At 48.1% G+C, this 16,228-nt stretch carries 15 protein-coding genes; 5 read left to right on the top strand and 10 right to left on the bottom strand.

All coding sequences use genetic code 11. The annotated features are described in order from the left end of the window. Positions 1-300: 300 nt before the first annotated feature. Genes NBZ79_RS13315 through NBZ79_RS13305 form a run of 3 tightly spaced genes read left to right on the top strand, consistent with a single transcriptional unit; the run spans position 301 to position 3,515 of the window. On the top strand, positions 301-1,122 hold the full coding sequence (locus NBZ79_RS13315; RefSeq protein ID WP_251932962.1) for an EipB family protein: 822 nt from the start codon (positions 301-303) through the stop codon (positions 1,120-1,122). A 57-nt stretch (positions 1,123-1,179) separates the two neighbouring features. Beyond that, positions 1,180-2,412 carry a YjgN family protein gene (locus NBZ79_RS13310; RefSeq protein WP_251932961.1) on the top strand — a complete coding sequence of 411 codons (1,233 nt, stop codon included), beginning with the start codon at positions 1,180-1,182 and terminating at the stop codon, positions 2,410-2,412. Further along, complete coding sequence (locus NBZ79_RS13305) at positions 2,412-3,515, top strand: M48 family metallopeptidase (RefSeq protein WP_251932960.1); 1,104 nt, start codon at positions 2,412-2,414, stop codon at positions 3,513-3,515. Before NBZ79_RS13310 ends, NBZ79_RS13305 begins: the two co-directional genes overlap by 1 nt. A gap of 10 nt (positions 3,516-3,525) precedes the next feature. On the opposite strand, the gene NBZ79_RS13300 is transcribed toward NBZ79_RS13305, so the two are convergent. Genes NBZ79_RS13300 through NBZ79_RS13290 form a run of 3 tightly spaced genes read right to left on the bottom strand, consistent with a single transcriptional unit; the run spans position 3,526 to position 5,758 of the window. Continuing rightward, positions 3,526-4,809 (bottom strand): DNA polymerase IV, encoded by a 1,284-nt coding sequence (locus NBZ79_RS13300; protein ID WP_251932959.1) that lies wholly within the window; start codon positions 4,807-4,809, stop codon positions 3,526-3,528. A 1-nt stretch (position 4,810) separates the two neighbouring features. Then, entirely contained in the window at positions 4,811-5,482 is a 672-nt protein-coding gene (locus NBZ79_RS13295) for a hypothetical protein (protein ID WP_251932958.1), read from the bottom strand. Next, positions 5,483-5,758 (bottom strand): DUF3572 domain-containing protein, encoded by a 276-nt coding sequence (locus NBZ79_RS13290; protein WP_251932957.1) that lies wholly within the window; start codon positions 5,756-5,758, stop codon positions 5,483-5,485. It abuts the gene before it with no gap. Positions 5,759-5,962: 204 nt separating this feature from the next. Here NBZ79_RS13290 and NBZ79_RS13285 point away from each other — a divergent pair, with 204 nt between their 5' ends. Both NBZ79_RS13285 and NBZ79_RS13280 read left to right on the top strand, forming a co-directional pair. After that, positions 5,963-6,325, top strand: coding sequence for a response regulator (locus NBZ79_RS13285; protein WP_251932956.1), 363 nt, complete (start codon positions 5,963-5,965; stop codon positions 6,323-6,325). Between the two features lie 3 nt (positions 6,326-6,328). Then, entirely contained in the window at positions 6,329-7,708 is a 1,380-nt protein-coding gene (locus NBZ79_RS13280; protein ID WP_251932955.1) for a PleD family two-component system response regulator, read from the top strand. A gap of 228 nt (positions 7,709-7,936) precedes the next feature. Here the strand turns inward: NBZ79_RS13280 and rpmG are convergent, their stop codons facing one another. The 7 genes from rpmG to topA form a co-directional block, all read right to left on the bottom strand. Continuing rightward, positions 7,937-8,104, bottom strand: a complete 168-nt coding sequence (gene rpmG, locus NBZ79_RS13275) for a 50S ribosomal protein L33 (protein ID WP_251932954.1) — start codon at positions 8,102-8,104, stop codon at positions 7,937-7,939. Between the two features lie 102 nt (positions 8,105-8,206). After that, a complete protein-coding gene (locus NBZ79_RS13270) occupies positions 8,207-9,373 on the bottom strand; it encodes an MFS transporter (protein WP_251932953.1) in 1,167 nt (388 codons plus the stop codon). Between the two features lie 15 nt (positions 9,374-9,388). Next, positions 9,389-10,021 (bottom strand): NUDIX hydrolase, encoded by a 633-nt coding sequence (locus NBZ79_RS13265; protein ID WP_251932952.1) that lies wholly within the window; start codon positions 10,019-10,021, stop codon positions 9,389-9,391. Then, the gene (locus tag NBZ79_RS13260; protein WP_251932951.1) at positions 10,018-10,737 is read right to left on the bottom strand and encodes an NUDIX hydrolase; all 720 of its coding nucleotides are present in this window, start codon (positions 10,735-10,737) and stop codon (positions 10,018-10,020) included. Before NBZ79_RS13260 ends, NBZ79_RS13265 begins: the two co-directional genes overlap by 4 nt. 59 nt (positions 10,738-10,796) lie before the next feature. Further along, positions 10,797-11,180 (bottom strand): DUF983 domain-containing protein, encoded by a 384-nt coding sequence (locus NBZ79_RS13255; RefSeq protein ID WP_251932950.1) that lies wholly within the window; start codon positions 11,178-11,180, stop codon positions 10,797-10,799. A gap of 93 nt (positions 11,181-11,273) precedes the next feature. Then, a complete protein-coding gene (gene rnr, locus NBZ79_RS13250) occupies positions 11,274-13,586 on the bottom strand; it encodes a ribonuclease R (RefSeq protein ID WP_251932949.1) in 2,313 nt (770 codons plus the stop codon). 31 nt (positions 13,587-13,617) lie between these two features. Then, positions 13,618-16,227, bottom strand: a complete 2,610-nt coding sequence (gene topA, locus NBZ79_RS13245; protein ID WP_251932948.1) for a type I DNA topoisomerase — start codon at positions 16,225-16,227, stop codon at positions 13,618-13,620. Position 16,228 lies beyond the last annotated feature (1 nt).

Genomic DNA, 16,228 nt, shown 5'->3' with positions numbered 1-16,228 from the left:
TTCACTATTGTTGTCTACCTTCAAGCAATCTTTATGCCACGATTGTAGAAATCCACTGAAAAGAAGAAAAAAATGTTTAATTTCAATAAGATAGTTTATTTTTTTGCTGATACGCTCTTAGCCTTCCTAAAGCCAGGGAGGAATAAAATTCCCAAAAGAGGGAATAAAAGTACGAGGACACTTTGTTTTAACATTATTTCTGCCATTATATCTTTTCAGATATTCCGCCGGGAGTTATTAGTAGATACTTTAGAGCTTTTGAGGGGGATAGTTCGTCATCGTTTTTAAGAGATTGGCGCTATGATCAGAATACCAAAACCGAAAACCCTCTTGTTGGCTGCCCTTGCAAATTTTCTTGCATGGACCCCACCGCTTACAGCCGCACCCTTGCAGTTGGCCTCGCATCAAGCGGTTTACGATTTAAAATTAGAGGAACTATCCACGAATAGCGGTATTGAAGCTGTGCGAGGCCGCATTGTCTTAAGGCTTGAGCAACAATGCGAAGGCATAATCATGAATCAGCGAATGGTGCTCGAAATGGTCAATATCGAAGGCGGGGCGATTGTTTCAGATTACAATCTGTCTACTTGGGAAGATAATGAGGGCAATATCATGAGATTTGATATGTCCAATCGACTTAATGGACAGCAAATTGATAAATATAGTGGCGTCGCCCAGCGGCAGGAAGGCACGGCGTCAGTAACCTTTTCTGAACCGGCGCAGGATGACATGGAATTACCGGCAACTGTCGTATTTCCAGCTGAGCATACCCGGTCCATAATCGAAGCAGCTTTGTCTGGAGAGAATCTATTGTCCGCAAAAGTCTTTGATGGCAATGGCGCAGAAGGGCTCTCTGATACCTTGGCTGTTATCGGTAAGAAAAAAACCTTTGCCGATCCATCTGATGTTCTTGAAGAGTTGAAAGATCGCAGCTACTGGCCGTTACAATTGTCTTTTTTCGATTTACGCGAACAAATGAATGAACCGGATTATGAAGTCGGCATGAAGATGTTTGAAAATGGCGTCGCAATGGATCTTCGGCTGAAGTATCAGGAATTTTCCTTGAATGGAAAAATGTCCAATTTCTCCTTTCTCGAACCTGAAAAATGTTCGTCGGAATAGGTAACAGCGCCAGCGGTTAAAAATGTTGATTAACTAGCAACTTAAACGGATACAATTATGGTATCGACAGTAGAGCATGAGCTCGTCCGCGAGGGCAGTGAGCACGAAAACTCGGAAATACTTTTTTCCATCTCCCGCAAGCAACTATTGATACGCTTGATCAAGAACAAGATATTCAGCTTTTTAACATTGGGAATATATCGGTTCTGGGCGAAAACACATATCCGGCGAATTTTGTGGCATGGCGTGATAATCAAACATGATCGCCTGGAATATCTCGGGCGGGCGAAAGAATTGTTTATCGGCTTCCTGATCGCGATGATTATTCTGATGCCGATTATGCTGGCTGCCGGGCTGATAACGGATTTATTGGCAGTTGCAGGGCCGGACCCCCTGATTGTCGGGCAGGTTTTGAATTTCGTTTTTTTGTATTTTTTCTGGCAATTCGCGAGGTACCGTTTGTGGCGATACAGGTTGTCCAGGACGTCCTGGAGAGGAATTCGGTTTTTCCTGACTGGAAGTGGGTTTAACTATGCTCTGTATGTCCTGCTTTGGACCATTGCTACTATTGCTACACTTGGATGGGCATATCCGTGGTTACAGGCATTCAGATTGAATTATCAGCTGAAAAATACTCAGTTTGGCGATACCTGGTTTACTTATCAGGGAACGGCAAAGGGGCTTTTCCGGATATATTGGCCGGCCATTCTTGTTACCCAAGCCATTCTCGGATTATCGGGGTATTATTTGTATTCTGTTGAAGCGCTAGAAGTTACTGCAGAGGCAACGCCGATTTTGAACGAGGAAATCTTCGCAAGCGACCAATATGCGGGCTGGATTCTGGGAATCGGCGGATTGGTGGTTTTTTTGACATTGAGTGTTCTGTCCTTTGCAGTTCGAGTGTGGGAGTTCAGGTATCTCGTTGAAAAGACAAGTTTTGCGACCGCGCGTTTCTCATCGAGCCTCACCATTCAATCCATATTATCCATATTTCTTTTGCTGCTGGCCCTGGCTTTCGTTGGCTATTTCGGATTTGCAGCAGTGATTTATTATTTGCTGATCCTTGCAAGCGATGCCGGGATAATCATCCTGATGATTGGGTTTTTTGCGGCCTATATCGCATATGATATCGTAAAAATGTTGTTCCTTATCGTTCCTCTGGTTGAAGCGGTGTGCAAATCTATCGAGATTTCAAATATTGATGCATTTGAGCATGCAGCAGCGTCCGCCAGAAAATCCCCGAAATATGGGGAAGGCTTTGCCGATGCATTGGATGTGGGTGCTTTTTAATGGCAACTTTTCTGGCTCGTTTATTTGATGGTAAAACTGCCAAGGCACAATCGGTTTCTGTTGAAATTGAAGATGGTTCGCTGAAGATTATTTCAGATACCGGATCGTTAATGGATAAGTGGCCATTGGCTTCCTTACGGGATGAAAATGCGGGACCAGCGGTAGGCGAACTTCGATTATCTGTTGCTGCCGACAACGCCGCTCGCTTGATCGTTGAAGATCCGGATTTCATTCGCGATGTAAATGCAAAATGCCCTCGGCTTTACAAGTCTCGACCTTTGGTGCCCGGCTGGTGGAAACCCTATGTTTTCTGGGGCGGCGGAGCGATTGCATCGGTGATATTCATTTTCGCCGTTGTCTTGCCAGTTCTTACAACTCAAATTGCATGGATACTTCCAGATAAGCTTCGGGAAGATATTGGTGAGCAAACGAAGAGCTTTTTAATAGAGTCCATTGCCCGCAAACAGAACAGCACAGCGGACGCCATAATTTGCCGCGATCCGGAGGGTGAGCGGGAAATTTCAAGAGTATTGCAACAACTGAATGTCAGTGCTGGTGACGAAGTTCAAGATTTACAGGTAACGGTCATCAAATCACCCATTGCAAATGCATTTGCGCTTCCGGGCGGCAAGATTTTGATTTTCTCGGGGTTACTGGACTTGGCTGATGAGGCTAATGGTTTTACGGGTGTTCTAGCGCATGAGCTTGGCCATGCGAAATTTCGCCATCCAATGAAGAGTTTTATATTGGGAACTGGTGTTGCGACCATTTTTAGTTTGCTTGTGGGTGATGCTTCGGGTGGTGTGGCGTTGGCCGCAATTGGCCAAATGGCGGTGAGCTCGACATATAGCCGGGAACTGGAAACAGAAGCGGACGAGATGGCGATACTGCTTATGCAATCTGCTGGTTTCGATGTTTCGCCGATGAACGAGCTTTTACAGAAGATTCATGCAAACAACAAAACCGAAACCTTTGATTTCGCATTATTCGATACGCATCCGGGAATAGAGGACCGCCTGGCGTTGATAACCTCGGCAGGTAAAACCGGAGGCGGCGCCATGAGCTCGGAAGCCTGGGAGCATGTGAAAAAAATGTGCCGCTAACCCGTTGGAACTACTTCTTTTTTGATTTCAGCCCGCGACCCTTTCCGATGACAGTATCTCCAAATTTGGCGCGTACCTTGTCAATGGCGGCTTCAACTGATTTGTCACGGTTGTTATTTTGAGTAGACAGGAGATCCGGTTTGTCCGCATCTTCTAGCGAGCCAAAACTGCTGATACCAACACCAATAAGTCTAAAGTCCTTTTGCGGAATTGTTTTTTCAAGTAACGGTGTAATTTCACGGTACAAGGTTTCCGCCAATTGTGTGGGGTATGGAAGAGTGTGACTTCGCGTCAGTGTCTTGAAATCCCCGGTTTTCATTTTCAACGTTATGGTTTTTCCTGCTTTGTTTGATGCTTTCAGGCGTTTTGAAACCCTCTCACATAACGGCCAGAGGCGCGCGAGTAAAATTGATGGATCTGAAATATCCGTACTGAAAGTTGTTTCGGCCGAGATACTCTTGGCCCGCTGCCCCGCTTTAACAATCCGGCTATCCTGACCGCGGGAAAGGTGATACAGACGGCTCCCCATGACACCGTAACGGGCCACCAGGTCGGCTTCTTCTCGATGCTGCAACTGCCCGATTGTTGTGATTCCGGCTGCCGCCAATTTGCGATTGAGGGCTTTGCCAACGCCCCAGATATCACTGACGGGGCGGCGGCTTAGAAACTCCAGCGCTTCCTGTTGACCAATGACCGCAAATCCGTTGGGTTTGTCGAGATCTGACGCCAGCTTTGCGAGATATTTGTTGTAACTGAGACCGACTGAGACGGTGATACCTACGGTGTTTTCAATTTCCCGGGCTAACCACGCCATGGATTGTGCGGCTGATCTATGATGCAGGCTTTCGGTACCTGAAAGATCCAGAAATGCCTCATCGAGGGAAAGAGGTTCGATATCCGGTGTCAATTGTTGGAATAATGTGTGGATCTCTTTGCTGACTGCCGCGTATTTTTGCATCTGCGGCGCGATAATTTTTGCATTTGGACAGAGTTTTTTGGCTTTGAACAGCGGCATGGCAGATCGGACGCCGGACATGCGGGCGATATAGCAGCAGGTTGACACAACACTGCGGGCACCGTCATACGCAACAATGAGCGGATGGGCGTTCAGATCTGGATTATCCCGCTTTTCCACCGCAGCATAAAAGGCGTCACAATCAACATGTGCCAGGGAAAGATCAAATAATTCCGGATGCTTGAGGAGTCTTGGAGAGCGGCAGGCCGGACAACGGGTCGCTGCCGATAACTCCTTATCCGCAATTATTTCTAGACATTGCCGGCAAAGAGCACCCATTTTAACCGGCGCCAGTCTCAATATGCTGGATGATATGGGCCTCGATTTCAGGCCAGTTATATAGCCGGGTATGGCTGTGTTCAGCGGGGCCTAAAAGCGCTGACAATCTTTCATCTGCAATATAATGAAGCCGGTGAACATGGGCGGCGTGGATATTGACAGAACTATGATTGTGGGGGATATCGTCGATAAAGAAGGCCGGGGCGCTCATACCTTGCGTAAGATGGCGGACAACTTCTCCTTTGCTACCGATATTTGCGATAAGAGGATAATCCATCCCTTTATCCTTGAGGCCTGTTACCCGATGATGCGCATATTTAGGGGGAATATTGCTCAAAACGATAATTTGTGCATGCTTGCTCAATGCTTTCAGTCCCGCGGCAGCACCGTCAACAGCCGGCAAATCAATACACCGATGCTCGAAAAATTCCGACAGCAAGCCACCAACCTCTTCTTGGCTGATAGGTTGCTTGTCAGCAATCCGGCGGATATTTCCAGTCAGGGCAAATGAAGACCAGTCAAAATAAAGCTCTTGCGACGCCAGTAACCCTTCCAATCCAATCATAAAATTAAACAGAACTTCATCGGCATCGGAAATTATAAGAGGGCGATGCGGATCGATGGCCAGCTTAGCCAATTGCGGCAGAACATCTTTATGAATATCATTTGTCATTTAGTAATCCTCCATTACCGCACCCGGTAAAAAGCGGCGGGCCCGAGCTGGATTGGTAGGGGGGATATTCTGCTGCGTACAAAATTCAACCAGGATTTCTTCATGGGCAAGCAAAAAATCTAGAACCCCGGCTAGTACCTCGTTTGGGTCCTGTACATTCCCTATATCAGCGGGACTAACACCTGTTTCAGATATAAGCCAATTAAGGGTTTTTTCATCGCCTGTAATATAAGCTAGGGCTTGCAGTGCTAGTATTTCTGACTGTTCCTGGTTCATTGCTGGGTTTCTTCTAAAACATTTGTATAAAGTAAGGGAAAATTAAACATATTTCGGTTTATTGGGAACTAATGATAGTCTTAAGTTTAGCATTTGGGAAAGGCGCCATGGCAAAGCGCAATATTCTTCCGGATCTTTAAGAGACAGATTTTTGTAAGTAACTACTCAAATGTACCGTTTGCCGCGGAAAATGGAAGTATCAAAATGAAGACAGTATTGATTGTCGAAGATAACGAACTAAATATGAAGCTATTCCACGATTTGCTGGATGCGCATGGTTACAATACCTTGCAAACCAAAGATGGTATGGAAGCACTGGGAATTGCTCGCGAACATAAACCTGACCTGATATTAATGGATATTCAGTTACCCGAAGTATCTGGGCTGGAAGTTACAAAATGGATCAAAGAGGATGAAACCCTGCAGTCTATTCCAGTCATTGCTGTGACGGCATTTGCGATGAAAGGGGATGAAGAGAAAATTCGCGAGGGGGGCTGCGAAGCCTACATAGCGAAACCAATTTCCGTTGAAAACTTCCTGAACACCGTTAAAGAATTTTTGGACTAACATATGTCAGCCCGTATCCTCGTCGTCGATGACGTAATCCCAAATGTAAAGATTCTGGAAGCGAAGCTTTCAGTTGAGTATTACGATGTCGAGACAGCCTATAACGGTCCGGACGCGCTGGAATTGGCTTATAATTCCCCGCCGGACCTTATCTTGCTCGACGTGATGATGCCTCAGATGGATGGGTTTGAAGTGTGCCGGCGCCTGAAAAAGGACCCCCGTACAGCCCATATTCCCGTTATTATGGTCACCGCGCTCAGTGAAGCAACGGACCGGGTGCAGGGACTGGAAGCAGGCGCAGATGATTTTCTGACAAAACCGGTAGATGACATAGCATTATTTGCCCGTGTAAAATCGTTGTTGCGTTTAAAAATGATGATGGATGAGTTTCGTCTTCGCGAAGAAACAAGCTCTGATCTGGGGGTTATCAATACTTCCGAAGAAGAAGAAGTCGCCATTCGCCATGCCCGTATTCTACTGATTGATGATAATGAATATTCTGTTGACCAGATCACCAAGGTTTATGACGAAGAATATGATGTTGTGGTCGAAAGGAATATGGACGAAGCGCAGGCCTTGTTACGCGGCAGTGATTTTGATCTTGTCGTAATAAGCCTTGATGCCGCGGAAAATGACCCGTTGCGGCTTTGCTCGCGTATCCGTACTTTTGAAGAAACACGGCAATTGCCGATTTTGACGCTCGTTGATGAAGTCGACAAAGACAAACTCATGAAGGGCTTGGAAATCGGCATCAGCGATTATGTCATGCGACCAATCGATATCAATGAGTTAATCGTTCGTACGCGGACACAAATCCTGCGTAAGCAATATCAGGACCGGCTGCGCCATAATTACCATCGCAGTATGGAATTGGCCGTCACGGATAGCCTGACGGGGCTTTATAACCGGCGTTATATGACCAATCACCTTGAGGCGTTATTGCAGCGGGCCAAAATGGATTATAAGCCCGTTTCCGTCCTGATTATGGATATCGATTTTTTCAAGAATGTAAATGATACCCATGGTCACGATGTTGGCGACGATGTCATTCAAGGATTTGCCAGCCGTATCGGTGTTGGCGTGCGCGGCGTAGATCTCGCTTGTCGGTATGGCGGAGAGGAATTTGTCGTGGTCATGCCGGACACAGACCTTTCAATTGCTTCGGGCGTCTCGGAGAGGCTTCGCCGGCAAATTGCCGATCAGTCTTTCAAAGATAGCAAAGGTATGATTGAGTTGGACATAACCTGTTCCATTGGCGTGACCGTGTCGCGCGAGCAAGAAGACGCCGCGACATTGTTAAAACGGGCGGATGAGGCCCTGTATGCCGCGAAACGAGATGGCCGTAACCGAGTGGTGGTCAATTCAGGAAACGTTGCGGCTTAACTAATCCTGGCAACTCGGGTTTTCACGATAAGTAATTGTTGAAATGTTTGGTCGGAGGGCTGCCCAGCTGGCGACTTCGAGAGCCACTGGCATTCCGGCAGGAATATTCAATCAAGAATATAGGTGAATTTAACTTATGTGATAGTGACACCGATTAGATGTCAGAAAGTCCATTTGCTTTAGGATCGAGCAAACAGGAATACTTCCAAGAAAATGAAGGAGCGGAAACTATTTGATTTTAGCTTCTTTGAAATCGACATGTTTGCGTGCAACCGGATCATATTTACGCATCACCATTTTTTCCGTCAATGTACGCGGGTTCTTTTTGGTGACATAATAAAAGCCAGTGTCAGCTGTGCTTACCAGTTTAATTTTCAATGTGGTCGGCTTAGCCATGTCCGAAACTCCAGTCGTCTTTCGCTCTTCGGCAAAAGAAATAAATAATTGAGCTCGGAAAATACGGATTTAATTGCTGAAGTCAAGCCTGACATACATAAATTATGGATTATTTCTGGCGGCTTTCGATGTAGAGATCTGCCAGATCGCAAGAAGCACGAATATGAAGCAGGCCGCAGCGAAGGTGATCGGCATGCCATGGGGTTTAATGATCTCCATAGCGACGCCTGCTGTCGTCGGGCCAACAAGGCTTCCCAGACCCCAAAGCGCGCCAACAGCTGCCGTTGCCGTAATAAGATCGCCGCCTTTAAAATCCTGCCCCATTATCACGAGCGCAATCGTGTAAGTCCCGACAACGGCGCCACCCCAAATAATCAGCATAGGCCACAGCAGATAGGGTTCAGATACTGTTAAGGGGAGCAGAAGTGCACCGGCTACACCGAGAATGCCGCATCCAAGAATCACCCAGTTTCGATCGTATTTGTCTGCCAACCAGCCAATGGGTAGCTGCAAGACCACATTCCCTGCGAGCAGTGCACTTGTCATCAATACAGCCATTTCCATGGTTTGACCTGTCTTTACCCCATACACAGGGAGAAGCGTTAAAACAGATCCGTCAAAGAAGGCCACAAGCAGGGCGGCAGCACTGATCATTGGTGCTATCTTGAAGAACCGCAAAATAGAAAATTTGCTTTGGGCGCTTAAATCCGGAAATTTTCCACCGACAAGTAAAAAGGCGAATCCTGCAGAGAATACAATGAGGCTTGAGACAATGAAGGGGAAGACACCTTCTGCCCCGATAATATTAATGAGAACAGGCCCAAAAGCAAAACCGCAGGTCATGACGGAGACATATATGGCTATTGTCCGGCCTCTGGTTTCCTCTCTAGCAATCGTATTGATCCACGCTTCGCTGATGAGAAATAAAATGGCCATTGAAAAGCCAATTAGTAAGCGTAGGAAAAACCAAAAATAAATATTGTCTGAGATGGCGAGAGAAAGAATGCAGATGGCGGCAAGGATCAAGGCGCCCCAAAGCATTTTCCCAACGCCAAACAAGCGGGTCCAAAAGGGAATAAAAGGAGATCCCAGCAGGAACGAAAGGGCGGGGAGGGAGCCCATCAGGCCAATAATGTCACTGCCATAGCCCCGCCGCTCCAAAGATAGAGAAACAAGGGGTATTGAAAGGCTTAAGGAAACCGCCATGGCAGTAACCGCCGCAATTATAGCGATCAGCGCCAGCATGTTGTCCGGCTTATTCTCTGTCATTGAAGAGCACCAGGTTCAGGTATTGCGGATGAGTGGCTTTCCACGATAGTAAGTAAACAAGGGCACTTTGGTGATTTTTTGAGCTGGTGTCGACAGTTTTTTCTCCATCTCCTCCAGAACAAATTCCGTAACATCCACGAGCTGCATTTTATAGGCTTCGCGAACGGAAACCCATTTGAGGTCAATCAACTCACCAGATCCGCTGAGATCACCGCTTACGTGGCGGGCATGGATCATTAGAAATCGTGTATTGAACCGGATGGGACTAACAGATGGGGTAATGGCGCGCGCAATATAATCCAAATTGGAAAAATCTGGAACAAGTTGATCCGCATGGACCTTGCCGATGACGAGGCCGGTCTCTTCATGGGTCTCGCGAACGGCCGCCGCTGCGACAGCATGGGCCATGTTAGAAGGCTGAGACAACAGGTCCTGCACCGGTTGTTGCAGAGGAAAAGATGGGCTGGCGAATGCATCTACCGTGTCTACACGCCCTCCCGGAAATACATAGACATTCGGTAGAAATCGATGGGCTTTGGCCCGTTTTCCCATCAAAACAAAGGTGTCGTTTCCACGTTGCTCATAGATGACGAGGCTGGCCGCATGCCTTGGCGTGACAGGTTTGTTTGGCGTTTCAAGGATACTCATTCTTCAGAAAACACGCGTTTTCCATGGCGCATCTGGAACATTGGCACAGGCATGCTGGCAATCGGTTCCGGTTTGTTTTTCAAAAAAGTATCCGCATATCCAAGCACCCGTTCGGTTATCAGGGGAATATCCAGATCGAGGGCTTCTGAGATGGTTACCCATTTCAAATCCAGCAATTCACCGGACCCTTTGAGGTCACCTTCCAGCGTTTCGGCGTCAGCGACAAAAAAGCGGGTGTTAAATCTTTTCTTGCGGGATGGGGGGGTGACAGCGCGCGCAATATAATCAAGTTTAGATAAATCAGGACCGCAAGACAGAGTTCCAAATTCGTTCCAAACCTGGACACGAGAGCGCTTAGGCGCGGCATGTGACGCGGCGAGCCGTAATCCGGTTTCTTCGAACGTTTCGCGGATGGCTGCAACGGCCAGGGCGTGGGCACGGGCCGGCGTGGCGCCACCTCTTACCAGGCGTGCCAATACATCTTCACGCAACCCCTTTGCCGCGGGAATCCTGCTGTCACTGGCATCAACCCGTCCGCCGGGAAAAACATAGGTATTGGGCATAAAGCTGTGCCGGGCACTCCGTTCGCCCATAAGAATTTCAGTCTTATTTCGGCTTTGCCTGTATAAAATGAGGGTTGCGGCGTCTTTCGGGCGAGGGGCAGAGGTACCATCAGTGCGGCTTTCCGCAACCGATCTTTTCTTTTCAGTGCTCATTCAACGAATTTCCTATTTTTTCATTGAATATGCCTGTTTCAACTCCGCAAGTCTAACTTTTATGTAAAGTCGCCACCAAAACCGTGCATTCTTCTGGCCCATTGAATGCCAATAAGTGCCCCTTTAACCCGCGGGAGCAACCAAAGCGCGGCGACCAATGAAACGGGTAACCAGATACTCAATTGGATCCATGTTGCTGGATCATAGGTCTGCTGAACGGTCAACAAACCGGAAATGACAAAATGCAGGACGATGAGCATGGTGAAATAGGGCGGAGCGTCATCCGCCCGCTGATGGTGCAATTCGAGGCCACAAGAATCGCAAGTATGCTTGACCTTGATGTAGCCGTTAAAAACGCTGCTTTTGCCGCAGTCGGGACAGCGACACAACAAGCCGTTTCGAAATGCCTGACCCAAAGATCGTTCTGTTTGTGCAATTGTCATAATATATCAATTCCCGTCCGTTCAGAAGAATCTACCACTATCTGGGAAAGATAAATACGTTGAAAAGACCTTTGCGACACTCTGCCGCACAAGCTAGTCGTTTCTCTTTTTCCGAAGAGCGCGTTTCTTTCCCTTCGGCATGGTTTTCTTTTTCTTTTTTACGGGCCGGGCAGTGGCAGATCTTGACTGGGATCTCCGGTTCGAAGTCTGCCGTTTCGCATTGCCGGATTTTTCAGATCGGGACCGAGCGGTCCCATCTGCTATTTCGGCAATCATGCTGGCCGTAACGATATTTACTTCTTTCAAACGCACAGTCAAACGGTCCGCAAGGCGGTAGGTCTGGCCTGTTCTTTCGCCAACGAGTGTATGTTTGTCGGCGTCAAACCGAAAATAGTCTTGTCCCAGCGTTGATATGGGAATCAATGCATCGGCGCCTGTGTCGTCAAAGGTTAGGAAAAGTCCAGCTCGCGTCACGCCGGAAACTTTCGCCGAGAAAGTCTCTCCAACTTTTTCTACCAGAAAGACGGCTGTAAAGCGATCATTGGTTTCCCGTTCTGCAATCATCGCACGACGTTCAAGACCTGATATATGGACGCCGATATCTTCAAAATCATCTGCGTCTGTATTTTCAAGTCCGCCGTCGCCGAGTTTTAAGGCGGTTATGAGACTCCGGTGAACCAATAAGTCGGCATATCGCCGGATTGGCGAGGTAAAATGTGCATAATTTTGTAAATTCAAGCCAAAATGATGCAGGTTGTTCGGACTGTAGACGGCCTGCGATTGCGTCCGGAGTACTAGGGAACTAAGTAACTCCTTGTCATTTTCAGTCTTAGATTGCCCCAATATCCGGTTAAAGGCTTCGGTTTTCATAACCTGGCCCTTGGCAAAACTAATATTCATTTCGCGCAGAACTTCATGTAGGCCCTGCATTTTGTCAGCGGACGGCGGTTCATGCACCCGGAACATACACGGGTGACGCAGCTTATTCAGCGTTTCTGCTGCGGCAACGTTGGCCTGGATCATAAATTCCTCGATGAGCATATGAGCTTGGAATCTGTGTTTTTTGTGAACCGCCTTGATAAATCCATCCTCACCCATCTCAATCCGCCGTTCCGGCAGTTCAAGGTCAAGTGGCTGCCGTTTCATTCGAGCTTTTTTTAGCGCTTCATGGGCTTTATAGAGAGGCTGAATGACCTCTTTACTCCATAATTCAGTCGCCTCATCGGGATGTCCTTCCCAGGCATTTTGAGCTTGCCTATAGGTGAGGGACGCGCGGCTGCGAATAAGCGCACGCATAAATTTATGGCGAAGTTTGTTGCCGTCCGCATCAAACCACATTTGCACGGCCATGACAGGCCGGTCGACATTTTCATGCAGTGAACAGAGATCGCTCGACAATTCATGGGGGAGCATTGGAACCACTCGATCCGGAAAATAAACACTATTTCCCCGTTCTTTAGCGGATTTCTCTAATGCAGAGCCTGATCTAACATAATGCGCGACATCTGCGATGGCGACGATGATTTGCCAGCCCCCTTTATTTTTCGGATCTTCATCCGCTGCGGCCCAGACAGCGTCGTCTCGGTCACGGGCATCAGCCGGGTCAATGGTAATAAAGGGAATATCACGAAGATCTGTCCGGCTGCCAAGTGATACGGGTTGCGCGCTTGTTGCTTCCTTTAAGGTTGTTGGGCTGAATTCAGAAGGAATGCCATGGGCATGGATTGCAATCAGGCTTACAGAGGCAGCATCGCCCATGGGTCCAAGCCGCTCCCTAACCCTGCCTTCAGGTAATGATAGTGCCTTACCGGGAAGGATTTCGCAGAGCACAACCTCTCCTGATTGGGCGCCTTCGGAATTTTCCTCTCGGATAACAATCTCTTTCTTTAACTTCCGATCTGTCGGCTGGACACGTCCGCCTTTAGCGACTTTCGTAAAAACGCCGAGAACGGGACCTGTGGCCGTTTGTAATGCCCGGATTACCCGCGCATCGTAAGTGCCGTCTTTGGAACGGCTGAGGCGGGCGAGTAACCGGTCACCCTTGCCAGGTGCTTTCGTCTTGGTTTTACCGTCTTGCACCAGATAGATAACCGGCGGTGATGTAGCGTCATCAAAATTGACGGGTTTAGCAAGGGCTTCACCATCTTCATTTAGTCCGGTCATCTCAATGACCGCGACAGCGGGAAGTGTCCCTTTTGGGGAAAGTTCGCGTTTGCGGCCCTGTTCCAGGCCGCCTTCAACAACAAGTTCTTTTAAGAGTTTTTTGAGAGGTATCCGATTTGCGCCTTTTATATTGAAGGCTTTCGCTATCTCTCTTTTACCAACAGGACCGTCACTATCTTCGATAAAGGTACGTATCTGTTGTTTCGTTGGGAAGGGTGTTTTTGTCTTAGATTTTATATTCAAATTTTCCTAGTTTCTGCCCATTCGGGCACATTCATTTTGCGTCAGCCACAGATTTTTTGGCTGCGGGTTTCTTTTTTGCCGCAGCTTTTTTCTTGGGCGCGCTGGCCTTTTTGGCCAATTTTGGTTTCTTGCCGCTTTTCTCTGCTCGATCTGCTAACAGCTTCACCGCTTCTTCAAGAGTGATCGTCAGCGGGTCAGAGCCTTTTGGAATTGTGGCATTAATGCCGCCATGAGTTACATATGCCCCATAACGACCGTCTTTCACATTTATGTCGGCTTCATCCGCAGGATGAGGACCAACTACTCTAAGCGGCGGTGCGGCTCTGCCACGTCCACTGCTTGGTTTCGCTGCCGCCAATAGTTCAACAGCGCGGTTCATACCAACTGTGAGAACCTCCATACTATTGGTAAGGCGGCCATATTTCTTATCGCATTCCACATAGGGACCATAGCGTCCAAGTCCGGCGGAAATCATGGTGCCGGATTCCGGATGGAGGCCAACTTCTCTTGGCAGTGCCATAAGCTGAACGGCCAGCTCGAAATCAACACTGTCCAAGGGGACATCTTTCGGGATGGAAACGCGTTTGGGTTTTTTCTTTGGTTCCGGTTCACCTAGTTGCAAATAGGGACCATAGGGTCCTTTGCGCAAGGTGATCATTAATCCGGTTGCTGGATCTAGGCCGATTTCTTTTGGCCCTTCATTCGTATCGTCATCGGCGCCGCTTGTATCATCTCCTAATTGGCGAGTCAAACGGCACTCCGGGTAATTGGAACACCCGATGAAAGCGCCAAAGCGGCCGGTTTTCAGGCTAAGCCTGCCATCTTCGCATTTCGGACAGGCGCGCGGATCTTTCCCCTCTTCCGTTTCCGGAAAGACATAGGGTCCTAGTACCCGATTAAGTTCTTCCAGGACATCGGTGACGCGCAGTTCGGACGTGCCTTCGACAGACAAATTGAAATCAAACCAGAAATCACGCAATACCTGTTTCCAATCGATCTTGGCATCTGAAACATCGTCCAGTTTTTCTTCCAGCTGGGCGGTGAAATCATATTCAACATATCGGGTGAAAAAAGAGGATAAGAAGGCAGTGACAAGCTGTCCTTTGTCTTCAGGAATAAATCTCTTTTGATCAATCCGGACATAATCGCGGTCTTGCAGTACCGAAATGATTGAGGCGTAAGTGGAGGGTCTGCCGATGCCCAGTTCTTCAAGTTTTTTGACGAGACTGGCCTCAGAATAACGAGGGGCTGGCTCAGTGAAATGCTGGTCTTCGCGCACGATGTCCGTATCGACCGTTGCTCCCTTTTCAATTGCCGGGAGACGCTTGCCGTCATCGTCTGCAGCGGTATCATCCCGGCCTTCTTCATATAGCTTCAGAAAGCCGGCAAACCTCACAACACTGCCCGTCGCGCGAAGCGTCTGACCTTTGCCGTCAGAAAAATCGATTGTTGTGCGCTCCAGACGCGCACTCTCCATCTGACTGGCAATTGTCCGCTTCCAAATCAGCTCATACAGCCGTGCATGTTCCTGATCGAGATACTTTGCAGCAATTGCTGGAGTCCGGCTTAAATCCGTCGGGCGAACTGCTTCATGAGCTTCTTGTGCATTTTTTGACTTGTTCTTGTATTCCCTTGGCTTGTCCGGCACAAACTCACTACCATATTCCTTGGCGATGACAGTGCGCGCGCTTTCTATCGCTTCGTCGGCCAGACTCACACCATCGGTTCTCATATAAGTGATGAGGCCCTGGGTTTCGCCATCAATATCAAAACCTTCATATAGTTTTTGGGCTACCATCATCGTGCGTTTGGCGCCAAAACCAAGCTTCCGAGAGGCTTCTTGTTGCAGGGTAGAAGTTGTGAAAGGCGGGGAGGGGTTTCTTTTCGCCGGTTTTTGCGTGACTTCAGCAACTGAGAATGCACCTGCGCGCACTTTTTCCGCAGCAGCGTTTGCTGATTCTGCGTTGGGCAGTGAAAACTTGTCCAGCTTGTTATTGTCCAGATATGTCAGGCGTGCGGTAATCTTGTCTTTTGACGCCGTCAGGAAGTCCGCGTCAATGCTCCAATATTCCTCAGGAACAAAGGCATTGATTTCAAGCTCGCGCTCACATATCAGGCGCAACGCAACAGATTGCACACGTCCTGCAGACTTTGCGCCTGGCAACTTCCGCCATAAAACAGGGGATAGTGTAAATCCGACAAGATAGTCAAGTGCCCGGCGCGCTTGCTGTGCGTTGACCAGGTTCATGTCCAGTTCACGGGGATTGGCTATGCCATCCAAAACGGCCCGTTTGGTTATTTCGTTAAATACAACGCGACTTACCTTTGCCGTTTTGAGTTTCTTTTTCTCTTCCATAACCTTCATGACGTGCCAGGCAATGGCTTCGCCTTCACGATCCGGGTCAGTTGCAAGATAAAGGTTATCGGCGTCTTTCAATGCATCGGCAATTGCTTTGATATGTTTCGCCGATTTCGAATCATTCTGGTAATCCATGGCGAAGTCTTCATCTGGTTTTACAGATCCATCTTTCGACGGCAGATCGCGAATGTGACCATAAGAAGCCAGGACTGTATAATCTTTTCCCAAATACTTATTGATAGTCTTGGCTTTTGCTGGAGACTCGACAACAACTACGTTCATA

This window comes from Sneathiella marina (assembly GCF_023746535.1).
GTDB lineage: Bacteria > Pseudomonadota > Alphaproteobacteria > Sneathiellales > Sneathiellaceae > Sneathiella > Sneathiella marina.
The sequence above is the reverse complement of the archived record's forward strand: the minus strand, read 5'-3'. Positions and strand labels throughout refer to the sequence as shown.